Annotated in this window: 14 protein-coding genes; 9 read left to right on the top strand and 5 right to left on the bottom strand. The window is 32.9% G+C overall.

Annotated elements, in window-relative coordinates; genetic code table 11:
• Positions 1-64: 64 nt before the first annotated feature.
• The 3 genes from OZP15_RS00115 to OZP15_RS00105 form a co-directional block, all read right to left on the bottom strand.
• Positions 65-982: a GYDIA family GHMP kinase gene (locus OZP15_RS00115; protein ID WP_269226484.1), complete on the bottom strand. Its 918-nt coding sequence runs from the start codon at positions 980-982 to the stop codon at positions 65-67.
• Between the two features lie 85 nt (positions 983-1,067).
• Positions 1,068-2,384: a hydroxymethylglutaryl-CoA reductase, degradative gene (locus OZP15_RS00110; RefSeq protein ID WP_269226483.1), complete on the bottom strand. Its 1,317-nt coding sequence runs from the start codon at positions 2,382-2,384 to the stop codon at positions 1,068-1,070.
• Between the two features lie 216 nt (positions 2,385-2,600).
• Entirely contained in the window at positions 2,601-3,851 is a 1,251-nt protein-coding gene (locus tag OZP15_RS00105; protein WP_281336661.1) for an ABC transporter permease, read from the bottom strand.
• Between the two features lie 350 nt (positions 3,852-4,201).
• On the opposite strand from OZP15_RS00105, the gene purH reads away from it, so the two are divergent.
• From purH to OZP15_RS00060, 9 genes are all read left to right on the top strand, one after another.
• Positions 4,202-5,728 (top strand): bifunctional phosphoribosylaminoimidazolecarboxamide formyltransferase/IMP cyclohydrolase, encoded by a 1,527-nt coding sequence (purH, locus tag OZP15_RS00100; RefSeq protein WP_281336660.1) that lies wholly within the window; start codon positions 4,202-4,204, stop codon positions 5,726-5,728.
• A gap of 52 nt (positions 5,729-5,780) precedes the next feature.
• Positions 5,781-6,809, top strand: a complete 1,029-nt coding sequence (locus OZP15_RS00095; RefSeq protein WP_269226482.1) for a rod shape-determining protein — start codon at positions 5,781-5,783, stop codon at positions 6,807-6,809.
• Between the two features lie 62 nt (positions 6,810-6,871).
• On the top strand, positions 6,872-7,699 hold the full coding sequence (gene mreC, locus OZP15_RS00090) for a rod shape-determining protein MreC (RefSeq protein WP_269226481.1): 828 nt from the start codon (positions 6,872-6,874) through the stop codon (positions 7,697-7,699).
• Positions 7,692-8,198, top strand: a complete 507-nt coding sequence (locus tag OZP15_RS00085; RefSeq protein WP_269226480.1) for a rod shape-determining protein MreD — start codon at positions 7,692-7,694, stop codon at positions 8,196-8,198. Before mreC ends, OZP15_RS00085 begins: the two co-directional genes overlap by 8 nt.
• Positions 8,195-10,126, top strand: coding sequence for a penicillin-binding protein 2 (gene mrdA, locus OZP15_RS00080; RefSeq protein WP_281336659.1), 1,932 nt, complete (start codon positions 8,195-8,197; stop codon positions 10,124-10,126). Before OZP15_RS00085 ends, mrdA begins: the two co-directional genes overlap by 4 nt.
• A gap of 17 nt (positions 10,127-10,143) precedes the next feature.
• Positions 10,144-11,376 (top strand): rod shape-determining protein RodA, encoded by a 1,233-nt coding sequence (gene rodA, locus OZP15_RS00075; protein WP_269226479.1) that lies wholly within the window; start codon positions 10,144-10,146, stop codon positions 11,374-11,376.
• 118 nt (positions 11,377-11,494) lie between these two features.
• Positions 11,495-11,761, top strand: a complete 267-nt coding sequence (locus tag OZP15_RS00070; protein WP_269226478.1) for a hypothetical protein — start codon at positions 11,495-11,497, stop codon at positions 11,759-11,761.
• Between the two features lie 191 nt (positions 11,762-11,952).
• On the top strand, positions 11,953-13,068 hold the full coding sequence (locus tag OZP15_RS00065) for a hypothetical protein (RefSeq protein ID WP_281336658.1): 1,116 nt from the start codon (positions 11,953-11,955) through the stop codon (positions 13,066-13,068).
• Between the two features lie 286 nt (positions 13,069-13,354).
• Positions 13,355-13,978 carry a hypothetical protein gene (locus OZP15_RS00060; protein WP_281336657.1) on the top strand — a complete coding sequence of 208 codons (624 nt, stop codon included), beginning with the start codon at positions 13,355-13,357 and terminating at the stop codon, positions 13,976-13,978.
• A gap of 278 nt (positions 13,979-14,256) precedes the next feature.
• Here OZP15_RS00060 and OZP15_RS00055 read toward each other — a convergent pair whose 3' ends face one another.
• Positions 14,257-14,556, bottom strand: coding sequence for a type II toxin-antitoxin system RelE/ParE family toxin (locus OZP15_RS00055; RefSeq protein WP_269226474.1), 300 nt, complete (start codon positions 14,554-14,556; stop codon positions 14,257-14,259).
• Positions 14,553-14,795, bottom strand: coding sequence for an addiction module protein (locus OZP15_RS00050; protein WP_281336656.1), 243 nt, complete (start codon positions 14,793-14,795; stop codon positions 14,553-14,555). The genes OZP15_RS00055 and OZP15_RS00050 overlap by 4 nt, the downstream gene beginning before the upstream one ends.
• Positions 14,796-14,908: the final 113 nt, after the last annotated feature.

Raw genomic sequence — 14,908 nt, 5'->3', positions numbered from 1 at the left:
CTTCTTGAAATATAAAAATCCCGAGCAATCGGGATTTTTTTTGTTTTATGAATATTGATAAGATTTACAAAATCATATCCTGATAAGAAACGATAGTTTCAAAACCTCTTTCCTTAAAATAATCAGTTGGATTTTCTTTTGAGATTACCAATACAAAATCACCTCCCCAAGCACCAAGACTTTTAATTATGCCATCAAAATCAGGAAACAAAGATTCTTTGATAGTTTGCAGTTCCAGTATGCTGCTCATTTCAGCTTCATGTTCTTCTAATGCTGTGGCAAATTCCCGAAGCGTTTTTGCGTTTAAAACTTCCTTTGTTAGCGAATTAATGGTGAGGATATTATCGGGTAGATTTTCGTTTTTGTTGTTGTAATAGGAAGCGATGGCAGTTTTGCTACTTTGTTTTTTGTCGAGATAAACAAAATACAAATTTTCATGGAATTCAGGTTCGAAAGTCACTTTTTCGACAATTGGTTTTCCGTTTTCTAAATGATACAAGATAGGACTGTTGTTTTGAGCGCAAGCAATATCATAACCGCTACCGCCAAAACTATTGTTTAGCAATACAAAAGCATCTATTTCTAACCATTGTGCAATATTATTAATCAAAGTAGAGGAAGTTCCCAGTCCCCAATTCCGTGGAAAAGTGAGCGTTGTTGTAACCAAATAACCTTCGGAATTAGTAATAAAATCGGTATTTAACAAATAGCTTTCGTGCAGAATTTCGATTAAAGTATTTCTTTTGGATGATTCTTCTTCAGATATGTTTTTATTGATAATATCAGCAAATGAAAAAGTATCTTCAAACCAAATACTTCCGTCTGAATCGTAACTCGTCCATTTTATTTCTTGGTTTTTTCCTTTTTCTACCATCAGGTTTTGTCCAAATTTGGTAGGTAAAGCAAAAGCTTTGGCTCCGTCAAGAACCAAATATTCTCCCGTGATTAATAGTTTTCCGTTACTGTAAAATTCTTTCTTCATGTTTTTTCACCGCAAAGGCGCGAAGGCGCAATTTTTTTTTTAAATCTGTGTCAATCCGTTAGATCCGTTTAATCTGTGGCTTATATTATTTTCTTAAATTTTCAATAAATTCCACCACACCACTATGCGAAACTACCTGATTTTTAAAATGTTTGCGAATCAAAGTGCGTTCCTCATCATTGGCTTCAAATTGATTTAGAATATTGTTCAAGTGCATTTTCATGTGCCCATCTTGAATTCCTGTGGTGGTTAGCGAACGCAAAGCAGCAAAATTTTGTGCCAAACCAGCAACTGCTACAAACTGCATCAATGCTGAAGCTGATGGATTTTCTAACATTTGCAAAGATAATTTAACCAAAGGATGTAACGATGTCAAACCGCCAACTGTTCCTAAGGCCAACGGAACTTCCAGCCAAAAACTAAAAATTCCATTTTCGATTTTGGCGTGAGACAAACTGGTATAGTTTCCGTTTCGGGAAGCGTAAGCGTGAACTCCAGCTTCGACTGCGCGGAAATCATTTCCTGTTGCCAAAACTACTGCGTCAATTCCGTTCATAATTCCTTTGTTGTGCGTAACCGCTCGAAAAGGTTCTACTTCGGCAATTTGAACGGCACGAACAAATCTTTCGGCAAAAGCTTTTGGATTCGGGATGTGTTTTTCTTCTAAATCTTCAATAGGACAAGAAACTTCCGCACGAACAATACAATTGGGAACATAATTCGATAGAATGCTCATCACGACTTCGATGCCTTTTTCTGCTTCGGAAAATGAATTATATTCTTGAGCTTCTTCTTTCAATGTTTTGGCAAATTGCTCCAAACACGAATTGATAAAATTCGCTCCCATGCTATCTTTAGTGTCAAAAGTAGCATGCAGTTGAAAATAATTAGGCAGTAAATCGGTTTTGTCTTTTAGAACTATATCCAGAATTCCACCACCACGTTTTTGCATGTTTTTGGTAATGCTTTCGGTGTTGTTGAAGAATTTGTCTTTGATTTGGGTGAAAAAATTTTCTAGTTTCGATGCGTCTCCATTGAAAATAAAATGAACCTGACCTATTTTTTCAGTATTGATAACAGTGGCTTTAAATCCGCCACGGGTAGCCCAAAACTTGGCTGATTTTGATGCTGCAGCAACCACAGAACTTTCCTCGATCGCCATCGGAATACTATTATACTTTCCATTAATCAAAAAATTGGGAGCCACTCCAAGTGGAATATAGAAATTACTAATCGTATTTTCTATGAATTCATCGTGTAGTTTTTGAAGTTTTTCGTCAGCATTCCAATAGTTTTTGATAATTGAAATAGCTTCTTGAGGATTAGAAAAATATTCTTTGGCGATCCAGTTTATCTTTTCTTCTTTGGATAATTTTGAAAATCCAGCGACAGCGTTGCTCATATTTTTTAAATAACGGTTTATTGAGGGAGCAAAGATACAGTTTCCATTTTATTGAAATAGTTTTCTTTGAAAATTGAAAGGAGTATTGTGTTTTTAATTCTAACCACAAATTGCGCAAATTTTCACAAATTTAATTGCTATTTAAAATGAATAGAGTTGGTTTAATGATTTGTGAAAATTTGTATAATTTGTGGTCAATTTTTTATTTAATTGAAACTATATACCAGTCCTAATCGCTTCCACAGGATCTAATTTAGAAGCTGAAATGGCGGGAAGAATTCCAGAAATCAATCCAATTAAAGCTGCGAGACCAGTTCCTAAAAGGATATTGCCTGTTCCTAAAACAAATTCAAAATCCAATGCTTTGGTCAAGCCAAAGGCAATAATCCAAACGAGAAACAAACCAATCATTCCGCCAATTACAGAAAGTATAATGGCTTCGAACAAGAATTGGAATAATATAAATCGGTTTTTGGCTCCCAAAGATTTCTGAATTCCTATGAGATTGGTTCGTTCTTTTACGGAAACAAACATAATATTAGCAATCCCAAAACCACCTACCAATAAAGAAAATCCACAAATCCACCAACCGTAAAATTGCATATCAGATATAAGTCCATCTACTAAATCTGTAAAGCCAGAAAAAACATTGATAAAAAAATTGTCAATTTCCCCTGCTTTTATGCCACGAAAACTTCTTAATTTTTGACTAATTTCGGCTTTGTAAGCTTCCATATCAACTCCGTTTACAGGTTTGAAAACAATTACATTTACCAATCCTTTATTGTTATCTCCAAATTTTTGTCTTATAAAATTTACAGGGAGATAAGCCGAAGTATCATCGCTGTCGCCAAACATTCCGGCTCCTTGTTTTTTTAAAACACCAATAACGGTAAAACGTTGTCCATACAAACGGACTTTTTTGCCAATGGGATTGAAATCTTCAAACAAAGAAGTAGCAATTTCTTTTCCAATGACAACAACTGGAGCAGCCGAATTGGCTTCGGATTCGGTGTAAAAACGTCCGTCTTCAAATTCCAATCCTTGAATGTCGATAAACTCCTGCGAAACAGGAACAATGTTTACATCGCTAACGGTTTTGGATTCATATTTTATGGATTCGGTTTTTGTAAATATTTGGTAGCCCAATTGATCGGTATTGGTCATTACGCCTTTCATATAAAGGTATTCGTCGTATTTTACATTCGGAAATTGCTCTCTTTTCCATTTTGGAATCTCTGATGGACCAAAGGATTGATTGAATAAGTAAATAGTATTTTTGTCTAAAGTGCTTAAATCTTTGGTAATTTTTCTGTTCAACGAATCTACTGCGGCAAGTACTGCAATGATCGAAAAAATTCCAATGGTAACACCAAGCAACGATAATAAGGTGCGTAGTTTATTGTTGCGCAAAGCATTTGTGGCAAAACGAAAACTCTCGGATAACAGTCGAAGGTAAACTAGCATAAAACCGTATTTTGTGTTAGGGTAAAATTCCAAAAAAATAATTCGAAAACCTAATGAAACTTATAGGGTAAGTTTGCTTCAGTTTTTTAGCCACGAATTGCACAAATTGTCACAAATTATATCAATTTAAAATTCAATTACACAAATTTTACCTAATTTGGGAATTAGTGTAATTCAAAGGGACTATAAATTAGTGTTAATTTGTGCAATTCGTGGCTCTTTTTTTTGAAGTTTTGATTTTTGAAATTGGCTTCTTCATTGGTCTTATTTTTTAAAATATTGTTACAGAAATAGATTTGAATTTTATCTGTAAAAAAACTACTTTTGCACCACAAAATTTTAACTACACGATGAGCACAACAAAAACAATCAAATCAGCATTAGTTTCTGTCTTTTCAAAAGAAGGTTTGGAACCAATTATTAAAAAATTACACGAACAAAATGTAATCTTTTATTCTACTGGTGGTACCGAAGAATTTATCAAAAACCTAGGAATTCCAGTTGTTCCAGTTGAAGATGTGACTTCTTATCCATCTATTCTTGGAGGAAGAGTGAAAACGTTGCATCCAAAAGTTTTTGGTGGAATTTTGAATCGTCAGGACAACGAATCTGATGTGCAACAAATGCAGGAATACGATATTCCTCAAATTGATTTGGTGATTGTTGACTTGTATCCTTTCGAAAAAACGGTTGCTTCGGGAGCTAGCGAAAGTGATATTATCGAAAAAATAGATATTGGTGGGATTTCGTTAATTCGTGCTGGTGCAAAAAATTTCAAGGATACCGTAATTATTCCTTCCATGGCTGAATATGGTTTGTTCTTGGATATTATTACAAAACAAAACGGAGCTACAACATTGGAAGATAGAAAATTATTTGCTACAAAAGCATTCCACGTTTCTTCTCATTATGATGGCGCTATTTTTAATTATTTCAATACAGACGAAACTATTTTAAAAACAAGTATTGAAAATGGACAAGTGTTGCGTTATGGAGAAAATCCACACCAAAAAGGATTCTTCTTTGGTGATTTTGACGCCATGTTCAACAAAGTACACGGAAAAGAATTGTCATATAATAATTTATTAGATGTTGATGCAGCCGTAAATTTGATTAATGAATTCAAAAATGACGGCCCAACGTTCGCTATTTTAAAACACAATAACGCTTGCGGATTGGCAACAAGACCAACTATTGCTGAAGCTTATAATGTAGCATTGGCTTGTGATCCAACTTCTGCTTTTGGCGGAGTATTGATTGCAAACTCAAAAATAGATGTTGAAACAGCAACAGAAATCAATAAATTATTCTGTGAAGTAGTCATTGCTCCAGGATATGATGATGCAGCTATTGCCATTTTACAAGAGAAGAAAAATAGAATTATTTTGATTCAAAATGAAGTTGAATTGCCTCAAAAACAAGTGAGAACTTGCTTAAACGGAGTTTTAGTTCAGGAAAGAAATAACATCACAGATACTAAAGAAGACTTAAAAACCGTTACTACTACTGCGCCAACAACTCAAGAAATTGAGGATTTAATTTTTGCTTCTAAAGTGTGTAAAAACACCAAATCAAACACTATTGTTTTTGCTAAAAACGGAACTTTAATTTCGTCTGGAACAGGACAAACCTCAAGAGTGGATGCTTTGATGCAGGCTGTTGAAAAAGCCAAAGCATTTGGATTTAGTTTAGAAGGAGCTTCAATGGCGAGTGATGCTTTTTTCCCTTTTCCTGATTGTGTGCAATTAGCAAAAGAAGCAGGGATAACAGCTGTAATTCAGCCAGGAGGTTCGGTAAAAGACCAATTGAGTATTGATTATTGCAATGAAAATAATTTAGCAATGGTATTTACAGGAACACGTCATTTTAAACATTAATTTGTTTAGCTTTGTGTGTTACAAATTTATAACTCTTAACCCCTAAAAATTTATGGGATTTTTTGATTTCATGACCGAGGATATTGCGATAGACCTTGGTACCGCAAACACTTTAATCATACACAATGACAAAGTGGTAATTGACAGCCCTTCGATAGTTGCTCGTGATAGAATATCAGGAAAAATTATTGCAGTTGGTAAAGAAGCCAATATGATGCAAGGGAAAACCCATGAAAACATTAAGACAATACGACCTTTGAAAGATGGTGTAATTGCCGATTTTGATGCTTCTGAAAAAATGATTAGTATGCTTATCAAAAGCATTCCAGCATTGAAAAAAAGAATGTTTACGCCAGCATTGAGAATGGTTGTTTGTATTCCTTCTGGAATTACCGAAGTAGAAATGCGTGCGGTAAAAGAATCCTGTGAAAGAGTAAATGGAAAAGAAGTCTATTTGATTCACGAACCAATGGCAGCAGCAATTGGTATTGGTATTGATATCATGCAACCAAAAGGAAATATGATTGTTGATATCGGAGGTGGAACAACAGAAATTGCCGTTATCGCTTTAGGTGGAATTGTTTGCGACAAATCTGTTAAAATCGCAGGTGACGTTTTCACAAATGACATCGTATATTACATGCGTACCCAACACAACCTTTTTGTTGGAGAAAGTACCGCAGAGAAAATAAAAATTCAAGTAGGAGCAGCTATCGAAGATTTAGAAACTCCTCCAGAAGAAATGTCGGTTCAAGGTAGAGATTTATTGACGGGTAAACCAAAACAAGTAGCCGTTTCTTATAGAGAAATTGCAAAAGCATTGGATAAATCCATTCAAAGGATTGAAGATGCTGTGATGGAAACTTTGTCTCAAACACCTCCAGAATTAGCAGCGGATATTTACAATACCGGAATTTATCTTGCTGGTGGTGGATCGATGTTGAGAGGATTGGACAAGAGAATTTCTCAAAAAACAGATTTACCAGTTTATATCGCCGAAGATCCATTAAGAGCAGTTGTTCGTGGAACAGGAATGGCGCTTAAAAATATTGGAAAATTCAAAAGTGTTTTGATTAAATAACACAAAAGGTTTTTGTAACAGGTTTCGGGTTATAGTTTTCACATCTATTATACAGGTATAATATGCAGCAAATATTTAATTTTATTTATAAAAACAGTAATAGGTTGCTGTTTTTGCTGCTTTTGGGTATTTCCTTATTTCTTACTATTCAATCTCATTCGTATCATCGAAGCAAAGTGATTAGTTCTGCCAATTTTTTGAGCGGTGGAGTCTATGAGCAAATTAATGATTTTAGTGAGTATTTGAATTTAAGAACTCAAAACGATGCGTTGGCTCAAGAAAATGCAAAATTAAGAAGCCTTCTTTTTCAGGTAGAAGATTCTGCATCTATCCCTAAAATAGATAGTATCAAAGGGGTTCGTGCTATTGATATTGTGGTTTCGAAAGTCATTCACAACAACTTTAATGGTCATGAAAATTATTTGACTATAAATTCAGGAGATTTGGATGGCGTTCAAACAGATATGGGCGTTATTAATAGTCAAGGAATTGTAGGGATTGTAGATAATACTTCGGCAAATTATGCTACTGTAATCAGTATTTTGAATAAGAAATCTCAAATCAATGCCAAGCTGAAAAAGTCGAATCATTTTGGTTCTTTGAGTTGGAATGGGAAAAGCACCGGTTTTGTTCAGTTGACCGATATTCCTAGATTGGCAGCCATTCGAAAAGGCGATACTATTGTAACAGGTGGACAGTCTGTTATTTTTCCAGAGAATATCAATATTGGAACGGTTGATAATATTTTTACTGATGAAGAAACCAATTATTATACTTTGAATATTAGACTTTTTAATGATATGACTAATTTAGGTCATGTGTATGTCATCAAAAGGAAAGATCGAGATGAAATTATCAATCTAGAAAAAAAGGAAGAAAAAGATGAATAGTATATTATTCGTAAATATTTTTCGTTTTCTGTTGTTACTAGCGGTTCAAATTATTATTTTTAATAACATGAATTTCTGGGGCTATATCAGTCCGTATCCTTATCTTCTTTTTATTATTTTATACCCAGTAAATAGCAATAAATTTGGCTTATTGATTGCTAGTTTTTTCTTGGGATTAATTATGGATATGTTCAGTAATTCAGGCGGAATTCATACTACAGCTTGTATAGTTTTGGCTTATTACCGACCTTATCTTTTCAGGTTTTCTTTTGGGTTAAGTTATGAATATCAAACCGTAAAATTGAATGATGTACTTACACCAGAACGTTTTTCGTTCATTTTACTTTCTGTAGTGATTCATCATTTAGTTTTATTTGTGCTAGAAGCTTTTGATATAACCTTTGTTTTGGATGTTTTGATTCGAACATTGTTAAGTACCATTTTTACTATTATTCTCTGCATCATAATTATATATCTTATTAAGCCGAACAAACGATGAGAAAACTACTGCTTCCTTCATTGATTATAGTTGTAGCAGGTTTGCTTGTGTTGCGCCTTTTCTATTTGCAAATTATTGACGATACTTTAAAATTAAAGTCAGACAATAACGCCATCAAAATTAAATACGATTACCCCGAAAGAGGTTATATATATGATCGAAATGGCAAGTTGTTGGTTGCTAATCAGCCGTCGTATGACATCATGGTTATTCCACGCGAAATCAAAAAATTGGATACTTTAGAGTTTTGCGAATTACTAGATATTACCAAAGAAGATTTTCTCGAAAAAATAGAAAAAGCCAAGGTGTATAGCCCTCGTTTGCCTTCGGTATTTTTACCTCAATTGAATAAATTAGAGTTTGCTGCTTTTCAGGAAAAAATTCGAAAGTTTGAAGGCTTTTATTTTCAAAAGCGTTCCCTTCGTGATTATCAAGTTACTTTTGGAGCTAATATTTTTGGTTTCATTACCCAAGTAAATGACAAACTAATAGAAAAAAATCCGTATTATAAGAGTGGAGATTTAATAGGGAAACAAGGAGTTGAAGAAAGTTATGAAGAAATATTACGAGGTATTAAAGGGGTTAAATATTTTCAAAAAGACAAATTCAATCGTGAAATAGGTTCTTTCAAAGAAGGAAAATACGATACCATTGCCGTTCAAGGCGAAGATATAAACCTAACTATTGATGCCGAACTTCAAAAATATGGCGAGGAATTAATGGTCAATAAAAGAGGAGGTATTGTTGCTATCGAACCCAAAACAGGCGAGATTTTAGCATTGGTAACCGCCCCTTCTTATGACCCTGCAATTCTGGTGGGACGTCAGCGTTCTAAAAATTACACTCTTTTGTATCGTGATTCTATAGCCAAACCACTTTATGATCGTGGACTTCTAGCCGAATATCCGCCGGGTTCTCCTTTTAAAATATTGACAGGACTTATTGGTCTTCAGGAGCAAGTAATCAATGAGCAAACGACTTATATGTGTCACCACGGTTTTGCTTATGCGCCTGGACGATTTATGAAATGCCATGGATTTGGTCCGCATCAATTGCACAATGGAATTTACAATTCGTGCAACGCTTATTTTGCTAATGTTTATTTGAGGATTATCGGAAAGTACAACAGTGCACCTTATGCAGTAGATCAATGGGGTAATCATTTAAAGACCTTTGGACTCGGACAATTCATGGGTTATGATTTACCAACGGGTAGAAAAGGAAAAGTGCCTACTTCTAAAACTTATAAAAAAATATATCCAGATTGGCGTTGGAGTGGCAAGACCATTATTTCTAATTCTATTGGGCAAGGAGAGGTTTTGATGACACCTATTCAATTGGCTAATATGATGGCAGCTGTGGCTAATGAAGGTTACTATTACACACCTCACATCATCAAAAAAATTAAAGGCGAACAAATTGATCCTAAATTTAAAGTAAAACACGTTACTTCTATTGATAAAAAATATTTCAAGCCCATGATTAGTGGTTTGTTTGATGTGTATAATCTAGGAACTGCAAGTGCACTTCGGGTTGAAGGGATTGATATTTGTGGAAAAACAGGAACAGCCGAGAATTTTGCCAAAATTGATGGTAAAAGAACCAAGCTGGAAGATCACTCTATATTTGTTGCCTTTGCACCAAAAGACAATCCAAAAATTGCTATAGCGATTATGGTCGAAAATGGAGGTTTTGGAGCTACCATTGCAGGGCCAATTGCTAGTTTAATGATCGAAAAATACCTTAAAGGAAAAATCACTAGAACCGATTTAGAGAAAAGAACATTAGCCAGAAGTTTGCAAGATCGTTATGCTAAATTAGGCGGATTATCAGAAGCGGTTAAGAAAGAAATGAGAATTAGAGATTCTATAGCAAAATCAAAAATTATAGTTCCGAAAGTAACAGTAGATACTACTAAAAGTAATTAACAAGCCATTCATTTGCAATGAAAAATCAAAGTTTAACCAATAATATCGACTGGATTTGTATTATCATCTATAGTTTATTAGTGATAATGGGGTGGTTGAATATCTATTCTTCCTCCTTGTCGTCTATGGAATCGACAGCGACCAAACAATTGATGTTTATTGTTTTGACTGTTCCTTTGATTTTTGTTTTACTGTATGTAGATGGAAAGTTTTATGAAAAATACGCCAGTGTAATTTATGTCATCGGTTTACTTTCTTTGGCGGGTTTATTTGTGTTCGGAAAAACAATTAAGGGTCAAGCCAACTGGTATTCTTTTGGTTCCTTTGGAATTCAACCTTCGGAGTTTGTTAAATCTGCAACAGCATTGGCTTTGGCCAAATATTTAAGTGATACTCAAATTAATTTAAAAGATACCAACCGACAGTGGCAGGTATTGAGTATATTGGGATTGCCTATTATGCTTATTGTTCCTCACGACCCAGGAAGTGCTTTAATTTATTGCTTTTTGATAGTGGTTCTGTACCGTGAAGGATTGCCAGCTTGGTACATCTGGACAGGATTTATTGCTATTGTTCTATTTGTTTTGACACTGGTTTTAGAACCTCAATATGTAATCCTTTTATCACTCGTTGGTATTGTATTGGTGTATCTCAAATCGAGATTGGGCGATAGAAATTTAGTCATGAGTAGTATTGTTTTTATACTGATTTCTGGATATGTATTGTCGGTTAGTTATGTTTTTGACAATGTATTTAAACAACACCACCGCGATCGTTTCAATATTTTATTAGGAAAATCGGTGGATATGAAAGGGATTGGATACAATACTAATCAATCTGAAATTGCTATTGGATCGGGCGGTTGGTTCGGAAAAGGATTTCTTGAAGGAACACAAACCAAAGGCGGATTTGTACCCGAACAACACACCGATTACATCTTTACTACTGTGGGAGAAGAATGGGGGTTTGTCGGTTCTCTGATTGTGATAGCCTTGTTTGTTGGCTTGCTACTGCGAATCATTTATTTAGCCGAAAGACAAAAAACAAAGTTTAGCCGAGTGTATGGCTATTGCGTAGCCAGTATTCTATTTATTCACTTCTTCGTGAATATTGCCATGGTATTGGGTATTTTTCCAACCATTGGAGTTCCCCTGCCTTTGTTTTCTTATGGTGGTTCCGGACTTTGGGGCTTCACTATTTTGCTTTTTATTTTTATTAAAATGGATGCCAATAAGGTGAATGAGTGGTAGGGTTATAGAACTGAATTTATTGTTTGTTTTTGTGCTTTATTTACGAATAAAACTAAACATAATTCGGTTACATATTATTTTCATTCGATAAATAATTAATGAAACAAAAGAATTATCTTTGAGTATTAAAACAATTATTATGGGAGCTTTAGAATTGAGAGATAGTGTTTTAGAGTACATAAATACAGCTGACGAACGTTTGTTGAAGGTAGTTAAAGCCGTTATAGAAAGTTATCAAGAAAATGACATTGTAGCTTATGCCATCGATGGAACACCGTTAACCAGAACAACATACAAAGCCGAACTTCAGGAAGCAAAAGAAGAAATAAAAAGAGGCGAATACATTAGTCAAGAAGATTTAGAAAAAGAGTCTAATAACTGGTAAATGGTGGATTTGAAAAAGGTTTGGACAATTAAAGCCAAAGCACAGTTAAAAGCAATTTATAAAATTGAATAACAAATCCTGTAAAACAATTAAGTTTACAGGATTTTTTTTGAATACTCCGAAATTGAATATAAATTTGGCATTATTAATGTTATAAAATTTAGTAAGTAAAGTTTTAAACCAACAAAATAATGAAAAACATATTTACACTCTATTTTATCCTTTTTTCACTTGTTGTTTGTGCCCAAGATAAAGAAACAATTGCCATAAAAATTTATCTGGAAGATGCCGAAACAGGCAAAAATATTGATGATGCCAAAGTAATGCTTGAAGGTTTTGAAATTCCTGCTATAACGGGAAAATACGATAAAACAGGGAAGTGTTATTATTTTACAAAAATCCCTGTTGGTTACAACACCATAATGGCTTATCATAAAGAATACAATGAAAAAGGTTTTCAAAATGTTGAGGGATTGCCTAAAGAATTAAAGTTACGACTTTATGACCCGTTTAATGTTTCATATAGTTTTGAGAAACCTATTTTGTCAATAGAAACATGCTGTGATAATGGAAAGCGTACTTCGTATTTAAAAACTCCTAAATTTTTAAAAAGAGTAGAACATTCAAAGAAAAAAATTTCAAGAAAAACTTTCAGGTATATTTACAAGGAAGATCCTTATCATATTGCTATTATAAGCAAACATGGAAGAGAACAGTTATTTAATAATGATATCATAAAACAACTAATGCAAAATTTATCTATTGAAGAAGCACCTGAAGATGTAAGTTGGGGAAAATATCAATATTATAATTTATTTCTTAATTCAGAAGGTCATTTGTCATTTTGGCCTTATAGCCCTTTTGTTTATCTACTTCAAAAAAAAGACAGTACTAAATTTCAAAGATTTAATAGTCCAGAAATTAAAAGATTAAGACAAAACAACTTAATAGTATCTGCGATTACTTATCGAACATTAGAATATTTTTCAAGCAAAACCTATAATGCTGAAAAATTTATGGGAAGAAAGTTAAATGAATTTGAAAAATCGAATAGACCTAATCCAGTTATAAACCAATCGATTGGAATGTCTTTTTTTGATACTCAAAAGGAAAATAATGATTATTATAATTTTAAAAGAACTAATTACTATCCTTCTGTGCCATCAACAGATGTCAATACAATATATAGTTTCTTTTTTGTAATCTCAAAAGACATAAATTCTAGCATCGGTTTAGGGGCTTTAGATGAATTAGAAATTGAAAACACAAATAAAAAATATTGGTTTTCAAATACTTATAAAAAATAACGATAAACCACACAGTTGAGTTAGCAAAACAATCCACTGTTTATTCATAGTAAAAACAGCTATATTTGAATAAAATAACCACAAACTTTACAAGTCACAATAAATATTGAGTTTTAAGAACTAGTAACTACATATGTAAGGTAGGAAGGCGAGAGCTTTATACAGCTAGCCACTTGAAACTTTTTTTGAAAAACTTTGGTGACATGGTAATATTATAAGTTATAATAAAAATCTAGTTGGTACTGGCAATGAAATCTATTGCATAAACATCTTAAAAATAATATCAATGAAAACTAAAATTATAATAATTCTAATATGTGCTTTGCTGATAAGTTGCAATAGGCAAAAAAAAGAAAATGTAATTAAACCAATAAAGAATTTAATTATTATGAAAAAATTAGATGACATTTACTTGAATAAAATTCAAGAAATAAATCAAAAAAATCAAAAAATTCAATTTGATGAAAACGATTCTATTGTAGAATTAGTAGATAATGGTAATACTTATATTGAAACCAGAAGAAAAAAAAATCATGCCATTTATAATTATTTCACTTATGATAAAAATAATTATTTAATGATCACATCAGGAACACAATTTTATACTATTTCTATCGATATTTCTAGACGATATAATGAAAAAGGGCAAATAGAGGAAGAAAAAAATTGGGAGGAAAACTTTCCTTTTTCTGTATATGATTTAATAACAAAGATAAAAACAACAAATCAATTAGACTTGAATAGTGAAAAAAAAGATCTCTTAATTAATAGAGGTTTGGATAAAGAAACTGATAGTTACATTTATTTGATAAGATATAATATAAGTAAATATGATGGTTCCTACAAGTATATTAAAGTTGATGGAGCAACAGGTGAAATTTTATCAGAAGGAAGTGATTATTTTCTATAAAGTAAAGGTTAAATAAACTTTACTATTTTATAGTAGTATTTATTTTTCTAAATTTTTTAAAACTCATTTGCATCGAATACTTACTGATACTGAAGGAATAGATGAGCGCGGTTCTAACACGGTTATAAACGGTAGACTTTGCCTAGCTTTGATTCCCTGCTAAAGTGTTCCATGAAATGAAAGCATTGTATAAACTAGCGGATTGCTGTGCATCCAAAACAGTTGAGCAGGCAAACAATTAAGACAAAAAGAAACCATCAAATTTGCTTGGTTATTTGTTATCTCCTCGAATAATCTTTAGGGTTTCGGTAGGCGTGTATAATAGCAAGAACAACAATTTGTTTGTTGGTATCGTCCACGATATAATGAATATGATACGGAAATTGTTCTAAAAGTATGGTTCTAACATTCTTGTATTTTATCTGAAAAGCGAGAGGAAAATCCGAAATGTGTTTTTTAGCTTCTTCCACTCGGTCTAAAATAGCATTGGCAAGTTCGGGATTTATGTTTTTGTAATAGACAACAATGTCCTCAATGTCCTGATTTACGTTGGGTTTGTTTACAAAATTATAGCTCATATTTTTTTTCTAATACTAGCAATTGTAGTGTCAAAATCTACAACATCACTAGGATTTTTGTAATAATCATCTAAACGCTCATCAAGAATTTCTTTTTGCCAGGAAGTTAGTTCAATGTTATTTTCCACTTCTTCATTTTGCAAATCAGAATATTTTGTTTTAAGTGTTTGCCATTCTTCTATAGGAATAAAAACACCCGTTTTATTGCCTTTGTTGTCGTGTATAAATTTTAAATTCATAATTATTTTTATTTAGTAATTCCTATTTAATTTTGAATATGTATCAAGTTCAACAAAGTTTGGCTAGGTTAGACCCGATTAAATGCTATCAAATTTAGTGTTTTTATTTAAAA

Origin of the sequence: Flavobacterium eburneipallidum (genome assembly GCF_027111355.2) — a bacterium.
GTDB classification, from domain to species: domain Bacteria; phylum Bacteroidota; class Bacteroidia; order Flavobacteriales; family Flavobacteriaceae; genus Flavobacterium; species Flavobacterium eburneipallidum.
This window is presented reverse-complemented; position numbering and strand designations above follow the sequence as displayed.